Origin of the sequence: Roseovarius sp. A-2 (genome assembly GCF_002072155.1) — a bacterium.
Taxonomy (GTDB): Bacteria; Pseudomonadota; Alphaproteobacteria; order Rhodobacterales; family Rhodobacteraceae; genus Roseovarius.
In genome coordinates, this window is record NZ_BDIY01000021.1 from 40,175 (window position 1) to 54,992 (window position 14,818).

The window sequence follows — 14,818 nt, forward strand, 5'->3', positions numbered from 1 at the left end:
TGTTTCTTCTTGGCTCAAATACTCTCGGGGAGTGCGAGGGGGTGAAACCCCCTCGCGCCCCGCGACGCGCATCGCGCGGCGCAACACCTCGCAACACGACGGGACACGGGTAACATGAATCGCAGCTTTCTGGCCGAAAACCCCTCGGTGATGTGGTTTCTGGGTTGTCTCGGCCTCCTCACCCTCGGTGTCACGGTCTTGGCCGAGGGCTTCGGGCTGGCGCTCCTTTCGACCTCGATGGTCAAGATCCTCGGCATGACGCTGTGTCTGTGCCTGATAGCCGTGGCGATGGATGTGGTCTGGGGCTATTGCGGCATTCTCAGCCTCGGGCATTTCGCCTTCTTCGGCCTCGGCGGCTATGCCATCGGCATGTGGCTGATGTATGCCCGCACCCAGGGCATCGTGGTGGAATCGCTGGCGAACGCCCCTATCCCTCCCACGCAAGAGGAAATCAACGACGCCATCGCGACGCAGATTTTCGGCGTGGTGGGCAGCAACGAGTTACCGCTGATCTGGGCCTTTGCCGACAGCCTCGCGATGCAGCTTCTCTTCGTCGTGTTGGTGCCGGGCCTGCTCGCGCTCATCTTTGGCTGGCTCGCCTTCCGCAGCCGCGTTACCGGCGTTTACCTGTCGATCCTCACACAGGCGATGACGCTGGCGCTGGCGCTCTACCTCTTCCAGAACGACACCGGCCTGCGCGGCAACAATGGCCTCTCGGGGTTGCAGAACATCCCCGGCCTGCTGCACATGCCGCAATCCACCATCGCGCTGTGGTTCTTCTGGGCCTCCGCCGCTGCCCTCGGGCTGGGTTATCTCTTCTTCGCCTGGCTCATCTCGGGCAAGTTCGGCTCGGTCATTCGCGGCATCCGCGACAACGAGGCCCGCGTGCGTTTCCTCGGCTACCATGTCGAAAGCTACAAGCTGGTGATCTTCACCCTGACGGCGGTGGTCTCGGGCCTCGCGGGGGCGCTCTACTACCCGCAGGCGGGCATCATCAACCCCGCCGAGATCGCTCCTATCGCCTCCATCTACCTCGCCGTCTGGGTGGCCATAGGCGGGCGCGGGCGGCTTTACGGTGCGGTGATCGGGGCCGCCGTCGTCAGCCTCGCCTCAAGCTGGTTCACCGGCGGCGGCGCGCCCGATATCGACCTCGGGTTTTACACGATCAACTGGACCGACTGGTGGCTGGTGCTTCTCGGCCTCGGCTTCGTCGCAGTCACGCTGTTCTTTCCGCGCGGCATCGGCGGGTTCTTCGACATGCTGGTGAGGAAATCATGACCACCCTTCTCGAAGTCTCCGGCGTCTCGGTCACATTCGACGGCTTTCGCGCGATCAACAACCTCTCGATCCAGATCGCAGAGCCGGAACTGCGCGCGGTGATCGGCCCCAACGGGGCGGGCAAGACCACCTTCATGGATATCGTCACCGGCAAGACAAGACCCGATGAGGGCCGGGTTGTGTGGGGGGACAAAAACATCTCGCTTCTGGGCATGAGCGAAAGCGCCATCGCCCGCGCAGGCATCGGGCGCAAGTTTCAGAAACCCACCGTGTTCGAGGAACAGACCGTGCGCGAAAACCTGCGCCTCGCGCTCAAAAACAAGCGCGGGCCGCTTGACGTGCTGCTCTATCGTCGTTCGTCAAAGGGGGCCGCACGCATCACGGAACTGGCCCGCGAGATCGGCCTCGAAGGCGACCTGCCGCGCCGCGCGGGCGATCTCAGCCACGGGCAAAAGCAATGGCTGGAAATCGGCATGCTGTTGGCGCAGGATCCGCGCCTCTTGCTGGTGGACGAACCCGCCGCCGGGATGACCCCGGCAGAGCGCGAGCACACCACCGATATCCTCAAACGCGCGGCGCAGACCCGCGCCGTGGTGGTGATCGAACATGACATGGAATTCGTCCGTCGTCTGGATTGCAAGGTGACGGTGCTGCACGAAGGCGCGGTGCTGGCCGAGGGCAGTCTCGATCACGTCACGCAGAACCGCGAGGTCATTGATGTCTATCTCGGGAGATAATCCATGCTGAGCGTCGACAGTCTCACCCTGCATTACGGCGCCTCGCAGATCCTGCACGGCGTCAGCCTCACCGCGCGCCCCGGCGCGGTGACGGCGGTGATGGGCACCAATGGCGTCGGTAAGACCAGCCTGCTCAAGGCCATCGCCGGGCGGCATCCCTACACGGGCGGGCGCATCACCCTCGACGGGCGCGAACTGCCCCATCTCTCCGCAGCACAGGCCGCGCAATCGGGCATCGCCTATGTCCCGCAGGGGCGCGAGATATTCCCGCTGCTGACGGTCACCGAGAACCTGCAAACCGGCTTTGCCTGCCTGCCGAAGACCGATCACGCCATCCCGCCCCGCATATACGAGCTCTTCCCGGTGCTGAACCAGATGCGCGACCGCCGTGGCGGTGACCTGTCGGGCGGCCAGCAACAGCAACTGGCCATCGCCCGTGCGCTCATCGCGCGGCCCCGCGTGCTGTTGCTGGATGAGCCGACCGAGGGCATCCAGCCCAATATCATCAAGCAGATCGGCGCGGTGATCGGCCTTCTGCGCGACGAGGGCGAGATCGCCATCGTGCTGGTCGAGCAGTTCTTCGATTTCGCCTATGATCTGGCCGACGACCTTGTGGTGCTCAATCGCGGCGAGGTGCGCCTCTCCGAGCCTGCGGCGACGGTGGAGCGCGAGCACCTCTTGCGCGAAGTGTCCATTTGATGGGCGGCCTGCCTGTTATTTGGTCATCTGACCTTGCAAGGGCGTGCGGGCGATGCTTGTCCAAAACCAACTGCTGGCGGTCCGGCGCAAGCGCGGTAGCCTCGGGCCGAACCTGACAAGAGCCCCCGCATGAGCGCCTGCCCCGCCCCCTCACCGACTCAGGAACGCAGCTTTGGTGCCGCGCACGTGACGCTTTTGTCCGGGTCGGATGGCGGGCGGCTCGACCGGTTGCATCAGCAGGGGTCGGCCAAGGCGTTCCTGCATCCCGGCCCCGAGATTGTGCTGCTCAACACTTCGGGCGGGCTCACGGGCGGCGATCGGCTGTCCTACCGGCTTGATCTGGCGGCCGGATGTCGCGCCACCGGCACCACTCAAACCGCCGAGCGCGCCTATCGCAGCACCGGCACGGCGGCACGGGTCACGGTGCATCACCGCGTTGCATCCGGCGCGCATCTCGACTGGCTGCCGCAGGAAACGCTTCTGTTCGACGGCAGCCATCTCGCGCGCGAGACGACCATGGACCTCGCGACAGACGCCTCCTGCCTGATGCTGGAAACGGTCGTTCTGGGACGCGCCGCGATGGGTGAGACCGTCACGCGCACCACTCTGCGCGACACGCGCCGCATCACCCGCGCAGGGCGGCCCGTTCTGGTGGAACCGCTCCACCTGAGCACTGGGGCGCTTACCGCCGGTCCCGCCATTCTGAACGGGGCGCGCGCCTTCGCCACGCTGGCGCTGGTCGCGCAAGGGGCCGAGGATGCCGCACCCCGCATGCGGGCACTGCTGGATGAGCCGGGCGTCACCGGCGGCGCTTCGGGGTTTGACGGCAAGCTGATGATCCGGCTCATGGCAGGGGACGGCTGGCCGCTGCGGCGTCAGATCATGCGGCTACTGCTTGCCCTGCGCCCCGGCCCCCTGCCTCGCGTCTGGCAGAACTAGGAGATCCGTGATGAACCTCACCCCCCGTGAAAAGGACAAGCTGCTAATCTCGCTCGCCGCCATGGTGGCGCGTGGGCGCCTTGCGCGCGGTGTCCGCCTCAACCACCCCGAGGCGGTGGCGCTGATCACCGATTTCGTCGTCGAGGGCGCGCGCGAGGGCCGCAGCGTCGCCGACCTGATGGAGGCGGGCGCGCATGTCATCACGGCCGACCAATGCATGGAAGGCATCCCAGAGATGCTCCATTCCGTGCAGGTCGAGGCCACCTTCCCCGACGGCACCAAGCTGGTGACCGTCCACACCCCGATACGCTGAAAGGATATTATCATGCGCTATCCCTTTGCCTTTTTCCTTCTCACGCCGACTTTGGCACTGGCCCATCCCGGGCCGCATCTGCACCCGCATGGCATCGACGCGATGTGGCAGGTGGTGGTGGGCCTCCTTGCGCTCGCGGGCGGGTACTTTCTGGCCCGGGGCCGCAAATGATCCCTGGCGAAGTGCTGCCTGCCGAGGGGGACATCACCCTCAACGACGGTGCCGAGGTCACCGTGCTGGAGGTCGCCAATACCGGCGACCGGCCCGTTCAGGTGGGCAGCCACTACCATTTCGCCGAGGCCAATGCCGGGCTTTCGTTTGACCGAAGTGCCGCACGCGGACAGCGCCTGGACATTCCCGCAGGCACCGCCGTGCGCTTCGAACCGGGCCAGCGGCGCGAGGTGCGGCTCATTCCTTTCGGCGGTGGTCGGCGGGTGTTCGGGTTCAATGGGCAGGTGATGGGAGACCTCTGAAATGGCCACAACCCTCCCCCGCGCCGCCTATGCCGCCATGTATGGTCCCACCACGGGCGACCGCGTGCGTCTAGGCGATACTGATCTGATCATCGAGGTGGAGCGTGACCTCACCACCTATGGCGAGGAGGTGAAATTCGGCGGCGGCAAGGTCATTCGCGACGGCATGGGGCAGAGCCAGACCACCCGCGCGGGCGGGGCGGTGGACACTGTCATCACCAACGCGCTGATTGTCGATCATCAGGGCATCACCAAGGCCGATGTCGGCCTGCGTGACGGGCTGATCGCGGCCATCGGCAAGGCCGGCAACCCCGACACGCAATCCGGCGTCGATATCGTGATCGGACCGGGAACGGAAATAATCGCAGGCGAAGGCCGCATCCTTACCCCCGGCGGATTCGACGCGCATATCCATTTCATCTGTCCGCAACAGATCGATGACGCGCTGCATTCGGGCATCACCACCTTGTTGGGCGGCGGCACTGGGCCCGCGCATGGCACGCTGGCTACCACCTGCACGCCGGGGGCGTGGCATATCGGGCGAATGCTGCAATCGCTCGACGCCTTTCCGATGAATTTCGGCCTTGCGGGCAAGGGCAATGCGAGCATGCCCGAGGCACTTGTCGAACAGGTGCAGGCGGGGGCCTGCGCGATGAAGCTGCACGAGGATTGGGGCACTACGCCCGCCGCCATCGATTGCTGCCTGAGTGTCGCCGATGACATGGATGTGCAGGTGATGATTCACACCGATACGCTGAACGAGAGCGGCTTTGTGGAGAACACGCTGGCCGCCATGAAGGGCCGCACCATCCACGCCTTTCATACCGAAGGCGCGGGCGGGGGCCACGCGCCCGATATCATGAAGGTGGTGGGATACGAGCATGTCTTGCCCTCCTCGACCAACCCCACCATGCCCTACACCGTCAACACCATCGAAGAACATCTCGACATGCTGATGGTCTGTCACCACCTCGACAAGGCGATCCCTGAGGACGTGGCCTTTGCCGAGAGCCGTATCAGGCGGGAAACCATCGCCGCCGAGGACATCCTGCACGACATGGGGGCGTTCTCGGTCATGGCCTCGGACAGTCAGGCCATGGGGCGCGTCGGCGAGGTCATCATCCGCACCTGGCAGACGGCATCAAAAATGCGCAAGCAGCGCGGGCGGCTGGCGGAAGAGACCGGCGACAACGACAACGCGCGGGTGAAACGCTATATCGCGAAATACACCATCAACCCCGCCATCGTGCACGGGATGAGCGCGTATATCGGCAGTGTGAGCCCCGGCAAGCGCGCCGATCTGGTGCTGTGGAACCCGGCGTTTTTCGGGGCGAAACCCGAGATGGTGCTGATGGGCGGCACCATCGTGCTGGCGCAGATGGGTGACCCCAATGCCTCGATCCCGACGCCGCAGCCGGTCTATTCGCGGCCGATGTTCGGGGCCTATGGGCGGGCGGTCGAACGGTCTTCGGTGCTGTTCGTCTCGGAGGCGGCGCAGGCGGACGGTATCGGCGCGACGCTCGGCCTCGCAAAGGACACGTTGGCGGTCTCGAACACCCGGAATATCGCCAAGCGCGACATGATCCACAACAGCCTGACACCCGCGATCTCGGTCGACCCCGAAACCTACGAGGTGCGCGCCAACGGGGAATTGCTGACCTGCGAACCGGCTTGCGAATTACCCCTCGCGCAACGCTATTTCCTGTTCTGAAGGCCCTGTTCATGACCGACCTGCCAACCGCCCGCCGCCTACTGCATCACGCGCCCGAAACCATCGCCGACACGGTCGTGCTCGACTATGACGCGCGGCTGATGCGGCGCAAGCGGCTGGCCGGCAAGGCCGGGCTGACCTTTCTGGTCGATCTGGCGGAGGTGACGAACCTCGACGACCACTGGGGCTTTGCGCTGGACGATGGCCGGGCCGTGGCGGTGGAACCGGCCTCGGAGGATCTGACCCTGGTGCGCGGCGACCTGGCGCGCCTCGCCTGGCATATCGGCAACCGCCACACGCCCTGCCAGATCGACGCGGATCATCTGTGCATTCGACGCGATCATGTGATCGAGGCGATGCTGGCGCACCTAGGCGCGGACCTCACCCCCGTCACTGGCCCCTTCCGCCCCGAGGGCGGCGCCTATGGCAAGGGCCGCACGATGGGGCACGATCATGGCCACAGCCATCCCTGATGCTCACGTCCGCGCATCTTTCGCTCATTCAATGGCTCTCCCCGGCCTTTCCGACCGGGGCCTTCGCCTATTCCCACGGGCTGGAACGCGAGATTGCGACGGGGGTCGTCACCGATGCGACAAGCCTCGCGGCGTGGCTGCGCAATATCCTGCACTACGGCGCGGGCTGGCAGGATGCGGTGATCCTCGGCCACGCACTGGAGGGCGAGGCGGACGCGCTCGACGATCTGGCCCGCGCGCTGGTGCCCTGCGCCGAGCGGCTGCAAGAGGGGTTGGACCAGGGCGTCGCATTCGCCCGCACCGTTACCGGCATCACCGGGCGCACCCTGCCGCCGCGCATGCTACCCGTGGCGGTGGCGGAGGCCGCCGCGCCGCTCGATCTGGCCAAACCGGACATCATCGCCCTCTACCTTCAAGGCTTTGTCGGCAATCTCGTCACCATCGCCATCCGCCACCTGCCGCTTGGTCAGACCGAGGGGCAATCTGTCCTCTTGCATCTCACGCCCCTGATCCACGATCTGGCGCACCGCGCCGCCTGTGCGCCGCTCGACACGCTCGGCACCTGCGCGCTTGCGGGCGACCTTGCGGCGCTGCAACATGAGGTGATGGATGTGAGGATTTTTCGGACATGAGCGCGACCCCCATGAACGGCCCGCTGCGGGTGGGCATCGGTGGCCCGGTGGGTGCGGGCAAGACCACGCTCACGGCGGGCCTCGCGCGGGCGCTCGCGCATCGCTGCTCGATGGCGGTGATCACCAATGACATCTACACCCGCGAGGATGCCGAGTTTCTATTGCGCGCGCAGATCCTGCCCGCCGACCGCATCCGGGGGGTGGAGACCGGAGGCTGCCCGCATACCGCGATCCGCGAGGATGCCTCGATCAACCTCGCCGCCGTCACGGACCTCAACACCGCCTTTCCGGATCTCGACCTGGTGCTGATCGAATCGGGTGGCGACAATCTGGCGGCCACCTTCAGCCCGGAACTGGCGGATCTGACAATCTACGTGATCGACACCGCCGCCGGACAGGACATTCCGCGCAAACGCGGTCCGGGGCTGACGAAATCTGACCTTCTGGTCGTCAACAAGACCGATCTCGCGCCGCATGTGGGCGTCGATCTGGTGCAACTTGAGGCCGACACGGCACGCGCACGGGGCTCGCGCCCCTATGTGCTCGCCAATCTGCTCAATGGCGAGGGCCTCGATCAGATCATGAGTTTCCTGAAGACCGAAGGCGGGTTAGGGACCTAGAGATACGACATCGGGTGGCTCGGGCCGGAGCCGTCCGGGGCATGGCTCCGCCCCGCTGAGCGATCCGGTCGTGCGCGATGCCGCTGCCACCGCCATCGGTGCCGATCTGCCCTCCGATCCGGATGCCAATGTGCAGGAAATCGCCTGCGGGCGTAAAGTGTGCGTCAGGGCACTGGAAAATGCCGACGCTACGACGTCGCCGGTTTGAACTCGGTCGCCCGCTCCATTGCACTCCGCCTGCGGCTGAACTGCCCCTTGACCTTGGCGCGTGCGCCCGCCAAGACCCTGTGCGAAACGACGAGGGAAGAGAACCTATGGTGCGCAAGGCCGAAAACGGGGCCGATCAGCTGGATCGCGAGAGATCGAAGCGGGTAGGGGCGCTGGCCGAGTTGTGGCCGTTCCTGCGGCCCTATCGCCTGCTTCTGGGTGCGGCGATTGCGGCGCTGGTGCTGACCGCGGCGGTGGCTTTGGTGCTGCCCATGGCGGTGCGCCGCGTGGTTGACAATTTCGGTGCCGAGGATGGCGCGCTGCTCGATCAGTATTTCGGCGGCGCGCTCTTTATCGCGGCGCTTCTGGCGCTTGGCACCGGGGCGCGCTATCTGCTGGTCACCCGCCTGGGCGAGCGCGTGGTGGCCGATATCCGCAAGGCCGTCTTTGACCGCGTGATCGGCATGAGCCCCGCGTTCTTTGAGCGGCTGATGACCGGCGAGGTGCTGAGCCGGATCACCACCGATACCACGCTCATTCTGTCGGTCATCGGCTCGTCCATCTCGATCGCGCTGCGCAACCTGCTGTTGTTCATCGGCGGCATGGCCCTGATGTTGCTGACCTCGGCCAAGCTGACCGGGCTTGTGCTGCTGATCGTGCCGCTGGTGATATTCCCGATCCTCTTTCTGGGCCGCAAGATGCGCGTGCTCAGCCGCGAGAATCAGGACTGGATCGCGAACAGTTCCGGCAATGCCTCCGAGGCGCTCTTGTCGGTGCAGACGGTGCAGGCCTTCACCCATGAGGGCGAGAGCCGGGCGCGCTTTGCCGATGTGACCGAGCGCAGCCACGACGCCGCGCGCCGCCGGGTGAACACCCGCGCGCTGATGACGGTGATCGTGATTTTCCTGGTGTTCACCGGCATCGTGGGCGTGCTGTGGATCGGCGCGCGTGATGTGCGGGCGGGCGACATGACCCCCGGCAGCCTGGTGCAGTTCGTGATCTATTCCGTGATGGTGGCGGGCGCCGTGGCGGCGCTGTCGGAAATCTGGGGCGAGTTGCAGCGCGCGGCGGGCGCGACAGAGCGGCTGGTGGAATTGCTGCAGGTCGACGATCCGGTCAAGGACCCGGCCGCACCGGTGGCGGTGCCGCGCCCCGCGCGCGGCGGGATCGAGTTTGACGCGGTGCGCTTTGCCTATCCCGCGCGGCCCGAAACCCCGGCGCTTGACGACTTCAATCTGACCATCAAGCCCGGCGAGACCGTGGCGCTGGTGGGGCCGTCGGGGGCGGGCAAGACCTCGGTCATTCAGCTGATCCAGCGGTTCTATGACCCCGATGAGGGGCGGATCACGCTTGACGGTGTGCCGCTCCGAGACATGGCGCGGCACGAGTTTCGCGCCGATCTTGCGCTTGTGCCGCAGGACCCGGTAATCTTCGCCGCCTCGGCGCGCGAGAATATCCGCTTTGGCCGTCTTGATGCCAGCGATGCCGAGATCGAGGCGGCGGCGCGCGCGGCCAATGCGCATGACTTCATCGCAGGCCTGCCCGGGGGCTATGACACCTATGTGGGCGAGCGCGGCGTGATGCTGTCGGGCGGGCAGAAACAGCGCATCGCCATCGCCCGCGCGATCCTGCGCGACGCTGCCGTGCTGCTGCTCGACGAGGCGACATCGGCGCTGGATGCCGAAAGCGAACGCGCGGTGCAGCAGGCGGTGGATGCGATGGCCCGCACCCGCACCACGATCATCGTGGCGCACCGGCTGGCGACGGTGAAAAAGGCCGACCGAATCGTGGTGATGGATCAGGGCCGGATCGTGGCGCAGGGCTCGCATGACAGCCTTGTATCGGAAAACGGGCTTTATGCGCGGCTGGCGCGGCTGCAATTCACCGATGGCGAGGCGGCTTGAGCGGCCTGAAGTGGTTGTTGGCACTTACTGTGCGATTCACGCGGGATGCCCTTATGTCCGCTTCAGCCTAACACTTGCGCCTATCGTCGTTCCGGATAGCGGTCATTCGCCCCTTGCCCAAACTCACGCGATTTGGGATAAGTGCCAACAATTCACCGACGGAGAGCCCCATGCCTGCGCGCATCTACAAACCCGCCCGTAACGCGATGCAATCGGGTACGGCCAAGACGAGGCACTGGGTGCTGGAATTCGTGTCGGAGACCCGGCGCGAGGTCGATCCGCTGATGGGCTGGACATCGAATGCCGACACGCAGGCGCAGGTGCGACTGCGTTTCTCTTCCAAGGAGGCGGCGCTGCAATACGCCAAGGAGCACGGCATAGACGCCGTGGTGCAGGAACCGCACAAGCGCAAGACCAACATTCGCCCCGGCGGCTATGGCGACAATTTCGCCACCAATCGCCGTCAGGTCTGGACCCACTGACAGGGGTGTTCTGGATGGCGCACTTTGTCGGCGGGGTGGTGGTTCTGTCGGTTGCGATCCTCAACAACCTCGACAGTATCCTCGACGCTTGAAGGCGACCGCGAGGCGGTTGGGCAATGGCGCGTGTGCCGACGCGGACAAGAAGGCGGCCTCGCCACATTAATAAGGGAAGCAGCACCGGAACAGGGTCTGGGGGAACCCGCATCCCGGCGCTGCCTGCGCGATTGGTGAAAGCTGGAGATTGACACCAACCGCGATCTTGTGTGGCGCTCAGCGGGGTTTGCCGTTGAGTGCCATATCCGCAGCGGTCTTGACAGCCAGCCAGAGCGTGGTCTGCGCCACCGGCGTCTTGAGCGTGATATCCCATTTGTCCTGCCAACTCGGGGCGAAATCGTTCACTTCGACTTTCTCCGACAGCACGATCACCGGAGACTCGTCGCAAGCCTCACCGGCGGCGCTGAGGAACGTGCCGAAGGCGGGCCCCAGGTCAGTAAAACTGTCGCCGTCAATCACGACGATGCCGGCGAGACCGGCAAAACGGAACAGCCATTCGTAAAAATAGGCCGGGTCATGAACCACGGTCACGTCGAGGCCGAAGATCGTTTCGAGCCAGATTTGCAAGTTGGTGACATTATGCGACGGCTTGGCCAGAATCAGCACGGTCTGATTGGTGAAGGCCTCACGCATCTCGATTTCGCGGGCGGTCGCCTGTGGGCTGTCGAGGCCCACCGCGTTCAGGCGCTGCTCACTTTCCCGGAACAGCCGGGTCGCGAGACCGGGCTGTCGCGGCTCTTCCCATGTTCGTTGCGCAGGCGCGGGAGCAGGTTTCAGAAATGACACCAGCCGCTCCAGAAGGGGCGCCCGATCGGGTATTTTCAGCGATTCAAAGCTCATTGCACCCCTCCATGGCGACGTTGCGTATATGATATGTGATTAATCACAAATTTTAAGCCTTCAGTTGCTACATAACGACTCCAGGGCAAAAGGGGCGAATATCGCAACTCTCCCTTAGCGTGTATCGTGAAGGAAATAATTTTGTAAAGTGGCAGGTTTTAGGAGTGCGTCTGTTTAGGCGACTTATCGCTCAATCGAGGGTTGTAGTTCACCTTTCCTGATGCTCGACGAGAAAGTGTGATAAATCACGACTTTCGGTAAGCGAGAATTTCTTAACGACCTGGATTCTTGAGGTCTTTGGGGTCCCGATGCAGTCTTTTTATATAAGGCAGAGGTTGCGTAGCCATGGCATGGCTTTTAGCTACTTATTCACGGGATCGCTCAGATGCTGATGGTGCGGCCAAGGAACGTGAGGCGCGCTGGCACTGGAACAAGGTCTCCTCATGGAAGAGGTCAGTGCCACTCTGGACGAGCACGCCCGCTTGATTTTTGCTGCGAAGTTGCGCTGCTATGGGTTCACGCCTTGCGCAACGATCTCAGCGTCACCAGAAGCTGTTGCTGAGTTGCTTCGTCAAGCTCATGAAGAAGCGCTTGCAATTCCGCCGATACCTTCGCCGGACCGAACCCGAGGAGTGTCCCCGGACTGAGCCCCAGGCCGACCTCGAGTGCCATGACCGTTTGCACACGCGGGCTTTTGATGCGACCTTGTTGGATATCGGTCACGGCCCGTGCGTTCAGCCCGGCGCGCCGCGACAGTTGAGCCGCATTCATGCCTGCTTCGGTCATGTGATGCGACAGCCTGTTTCGAAAAGACTCCATGTCGAACCCTGTTTTTTCCAGGTGTTCATATGGCATGTGACGTGTCCCCAGCACTTTTACACTGTCCAAAGCTATAACCTTTTATATTTTTTCGCAATCACGCAGGTGGTCGCGCGATTTCTGCTTCACGACCTGTAAGTGGCATAAATCACATTTTCCGGCTACGGCTCGTCGGGATAGTATTGGCTTAAAACAATATCTTAGGGACACTCATTTTAAACGTATTTGCCATCTTGGGAAATTACACAGATAGTTGATGGCAACAGTATGTGCGTCGTTAGGGCTGTCCAAGGGAAAGAGCGATGGCCCGCCGGACAGATCAAAGCGCTCCACGGTGGGTCGCGATGGTCTCTGTCAGGTTCGCGATGATGCACAGGACGATGGCAAAGACCACGATACAGAGCAGGAAATTCAACCCCGATTGCGCGAAGCGCGCCAAGCGCCCAACCGGATGACCGAGAAACGGGATCTCGGGTCGTAACAGGAAACGCGAGGCGATGTAGCCGAAAAGCAACGCGGAGAGCCCCCAGTAGGTAAGGTCGAGGATCAGGCTGTCGCGGAGGTGGGCGAGGTAATCGGCGAAACCCACCATGAGGACCCAGCGGATCACCTGGAAAATCTCGTCGGTCATCGCCTCGAATCGGCGGCCCATGCGGTAGCGCCATTTCTGATCGGTAAGGGTGTCGATGATCCGTGACATGCCCTTTTTAATGGGCATGGCGCGCGCGGACGTCCAGTGCTGTGACAGACCGCGCGCGAAGAGTTGAGCGGCGCGCGATCAGCCGAGCACGCGCCCCGCCACGGCATCGAGCCGCGCCACGAGGGCCGGGTCGCGTTTGTCGGGGGCGGTAAGGATGGCAAACTCAAGCGCGCGGTCGCAGCCATGCGGACAGGGCGCGCGCTCGGCCCCGAGCAGCGCGGGCAGGCGGCGGACCATGTTGCGGCCCTTCTCGGCATTGCCCGAGAGCGTGGCAATGATGTCGGAGATATCGACCTCGCCGTGATGCGGGTGCCAGCTGTCATAATCGGTGATCATGGCGATGGAGGCATAGCAAAGCTCGGCCTCGCGGGCGAGCTTGGCCTCGGGCATGCCGGTCATGCCGATCACGTCGCAGCTGAAACTTTCGCGGTAGAGTTTCGATTCCGCCATGGTTGAGAATTGCGGGCCTTCCATGGCGAGATAGGTGCCACCCCGGTGCACGGTGATGCCCGCATCGCGCGCGGCTCGCTCGCAGGCGTCCGACAGACGTGGGCAGGTGGGATGCGCGACGCTCACATGCCCGACGCAGCCGGGGCCGAAAAAGCTTTTCTCGCGGGCGAAGGTGCGGTCGATATATTGGTCCAGGATGACGAAATCGCCTGGCGCCATGTCCTCGCGGAAGGATCCGCAGGCGGAGACCGAGATCACGTCGGTCACGCCGAGGCGCTTGAGGGCGTCGATATTGGCGCGGTAGGGCACCGAGGAGGGCGTATGCACATGGCCGCGCCCGTGGCGGGGCAAAAAGGCCATCGGCACGCCGCCGAGCGTGCCGGTTAGGATCGCGTCCGAGGGTGCCCCCCACGGGGTCTCGATCGTTTGCCAGTTGGCATCCTGCAATCCGTCGATCTCGTAGAGCCCCGAGCCGCCGATCACCCCGATCCTCGTCTGTGTCATGTCCCGCCATCCCCGCCTGATTGATGCAGTCACAGGAGTAGGCGGTTTCAGCGAAAAAGAAAATGCCCGCGCGGTCCGTGATCCGCGCGGGCGGGCCTGACCTCATCCCCGGGGCCGGGCTGAGTGGCGTGCTTAACCGAGCATCGCCACGACCTCATCGGTGGACCACAGGGCGTTGGCCATGTAGCGGAAATTGGTCAGCGCCGCGAGATAGCCGTCGCCCTCGGGCAGCATCGCCGCCGCCGTGCCGTCGCTGACCACCGCCACCTCGAAGCCTTGTTCGAGCAGTTCGCGCATGTGGCTTTCGGTGCAGAGATTGGCCGACATGCCCGCAAGGATCACCTGATCGACACCGGCCTTGCGCAGCTGCAGAACCAGATCGTTGGTCTCGGGGCCGTAGACCTTGTGGGGCGAGCATTGGATGGTCTTGCCGTCCTCGATATACTGTTTGTATTGCGGCATGTAATCCGCGCCCGAGCCGTCGAAGCCCTCAAGGCTGAGCGGGCTTTCGCGGTCGAACATGCCGATCTTGTGCATCAGCTTTTCCAGCGCGCCCTCGAATTTCCAGCCGTGATCGGTGGGGTAGTAGTAATGCGGCGAGACGGCGACGGGGATGCCCGCGCCTTTGGCCGCCTTGAACAGCCGTTCGATGTTGTCGACGGTGTTGTTCATTTCCACCGATTTGCCGACCGCGCCCCAGGCGACCCCGTCGGGCGACAGGAAATCGACCTGCGGATCGGTGACGACGAGGGCGGCGCGGGCAAGGTCGAGCTGCATGTCGCTCGGCGGCAGGAAAGGCTCTGCCGGGGGGGCGTAGGGGTTGTCCTGCGCCTGCGCGCCAGAGGCCGTCAAGGTGGTCGCGGCAGCAGCGATCGCGGCGGTGCCGGTCAAGGCCTGGCGGCGGGTGAATTTGGTATCGTGGTTGTGGTCATGTCCGTTGCACATCGGGGTGTCCTCCTCCGGGTTTCAGGGCGTATCGTGGC

General features: G+C 64.1%; 19 protein-coding genes. 14 read left to right on the plus strand and 5 right to left on the minus strand.

The window, feature by feature from the left end; translation table 11 throughout:
- Nucleotides 1-114: 114 nt before the first annotated feature.
- The 14 genes from urtC (at nucleotide 115) to BHD06_RS18150 (ending at nucleotide 10,468) form a co-directional block, all read left to right on the plus strand.
- Entirely contained in the window at nucleotides 115-1,278 is a 1,164-nt protein-coding gene (gene urtC, locus BHD06_RS18095; protein ID WP_080458378.1) for an urea ABC transporter permease subunit UrtC, read from the plus strand.
- Entirely contained in the window at nucleotides 1,275-2,015 is a 741-nt protein-coding gene (gene urtD / locus BHD06_RS18100; RefSeq protein ID WP_080458379.1) for an urea ABC transporter ATP-binding protein UrtD, read from the plus strand. Before urtC ends, urtD begins: the two co-directional genes overlap by 4 nt.
- A 3-nt stretch (nucleotides 2,016-2,018) precedes the next feature.
- Entirely contained in the window at nucleotides 2,019-2,714 is a 696-nt protein-coding gene (gene urtE / locus BHD06_RS18105; RefSeq protein WP_080458380.1) for an urea ABC transporter ATP-binding subunit UrtE, read from the plus strand.
- 129 nt (nucleotides 2,715-2,843) lie between these two features.
- Entirely contained in the window at nucleotides 2,844-3,653 is an 810-nt protein-coding gene (locus BHD06_RS18110) for an urease accessory protein UreD (protein WP_080458381.1), read from the plus strand.
- Nucleotides 3,654-3,663: 10 nt separating this feature from the next.
- Entirely contained in the window at nucleotides 3,664-3,966 is a 303-nt protein-coding gene (locus tag BHD06_RS18115; protein WP_080458382.1) for an urease subunit gamma, read from the plus strand.
- A 12-nt stretch (nucleotides 3,967-3,978) separates the two neighbouring features.
- Nucleotides 3,979-4,137, plus strand: a complete 159-nt coding sequence (locus BHD06_RS23840; protein ID WP_176214404.1) for a hypothetical protein — start codon at nucleotides 3,979-3,981, stop codon at nucleotides 4,135-4,137.
- Nucleotides 4,134-4,439 (plus strand): urease subunit beta, encoded by a 306-nt coding sequence (locus BHD06_RS18120; protein ID WP_080458383.1) that lies wholly within the window; start codon nucleotides 4,134-4,136, stop codon nucleotides 4,437-4,439. Before BHD06_RS23840 ends, BHD06_RS18120 begins: the two co-directional genes overlap by 4 nt.
- A gap of 1 nt (nucleotide 4,440) precedes the next feature.
- Nucleotides 4,441-6,150, plus strand: coding sequence for an urease subunit alpha (ureC, locus tag BHD06_RS18125; RefSeq protein ID WP_080458384.1), 1,710 nt, complete (start codon nucleotides 4,441-4,443; stop codon nucleotides 6,148-6,150).
- An 11-nt stretch (nucleotides 6,151-6,161) separates the two neighbouring features.
- Nucleotides 6,162-6,623, plus strand: a complete 462-nt coding sequence (locus BHD06_RS18130) for an urease accessory protein UreE (protein ID WP_080458385.1) — start codon at nucleotides 6,162-6,164, stop codon at nucleotides 6,621-6,623.
- On the plus strand, nucleotides 6,623-7,255 hold the full coding sequence (locus BHD06_RS18135; RefSeq protein ID WP_080458386.1) for an urease accessory protein UreF: 633 nt from the start codon (nucleotides 6,623-6,625) through the stop codon (nucleotides 7,253-7,255). The genes BHD06_RS18130 and BHD06_RS18135 overlap by 1 nt, the downstream gene beginning before the upstream one ends.
- Complete coding sequence (gene ureG / locus BHD06_RS18140; protein ID WP_080458387.1) at nucleotides 7,252-7,875, plus strand: urease accessory protein UreG; 624 nt, start codon at nucleotides 7,252-7,254, stop codon at nucleotides 7,873-7,875. Before BHD06_RS18135 ends, ureG begins: the two co-directional genes overlap by 4 nt.
- A gap of 70 nt (nucleotides 7,876-7,945) precedes the next feature.
- Nucleotides 7,946-8,083: a hypothetical protein gene (locus tag BHD06_RS23845; protein WP_176214405.1), complete on the plus strand. Its 138-nt coding sequence runs from the start codon at nucleotides 7,946-7,948 to the stop codon at nucleotides 8,081-8,083.
- A gap of 106 nt (nucleotides 8,084-8,189) precedes the next feature.
- The gene (locus tag BHD06_RS18145) at nucleotides 8,190-9,986 is read left to right on the plus strand and encodes an ABC transporter transmembrane domain-containing protein (RefSeq protein WP_080458388.1); all 1,797 of its coding nucleotides are present in this window, start codon (nucleotides 8,190-8,192) and stop codon (nucleotides 9,984-9,986) included.
- Nucleotides 9,987-10,156: 170 nt separating this feature from the next.
- Entirely contained in the window at nucleotides 10,157-10,468 is a 312-nt protein-coding gene (locus tag BHD06_RS18150; protein WP_080458389.1) for an ETC complex I subunit, read from the plus strand.
- Nucleotides 10,469-10,738: 270 nt separating this feature from the next.
- Here the strand turns inward: BHD06_RS18150 and BHD06_RS18155 are convergent, their stop codons facing one another.
- From BHD06_RS18155 to BHD06_RS18175, 5 genes are all read right to left on the minus strand, one after another.
- Nucleotides 10,739-11,362 carry a hypothetical protein gene (locus tag BHD06_RS18155; RefSeq protein WP_080458390.1) on the minus strand — a complete coding sequence of 208 codons (624 nt, stop codon included), beginning with the start codon at nucleotides 11,360-11,362 and terminating at the stop codon, nucleotides 10,739-10,741.
- Between the two features lie 516 nt (nucleotides 11,363-11,878).
- A complete protein-coding gene (locus tag BHD06_RS18160) occupies nucleotides 11,879-12,217 on the minus strand; it encodes a helix-turn-helix transcriptional regulator (RefSeq protein WP_080458391.1) in 339 nt (112 codons plus the stop codon).
- 283 nt (nucleotides 12,218-12,500) lie between these two features.
- On the minus strand, nucleotides 12,501-12,899 hold the full coding sequence (locus tag BHD06_RS18165) for a hypothetical protein (RefSeq protein ID WP_080458392.1): 399 nt from the start codon (nucleotides 12,897-12,899) through the stop codon (nucleotides 12,501-12,503).
- A 60-nt stretch (nucleotides 12,900-12,959) separates the two neighbouring features.
- The gene (locus BHD06_RS18170) at nucleotides 12,960-13,835 is read right to left on the minus strand and encodes an S-methyl-5'-thioadenosine phosphorylase (RefSeq protein WP_080458393.1); all 876 of its coding nucleotides are present in this window, start codon (nucleotides 13,833-13,835) and stop codon (nucleotides 12,960-12,962) included.
- Nucleotides 13,836-13,967: 132 nt separating this feature from the next.
- Nucleotides 13,968-14,780, minus strand: coding sequence for a cysteine hydrolase (locus BHD06_RS18175; protein WP_080458394.1), 813 nt, complete (start codon nucleotides 14,778-14,780; stop codon nucleotides 13,968-13,970).
- Between the last annotated feature and the right edge of the window lie 38 nt (nucleotides 14,781-14,818).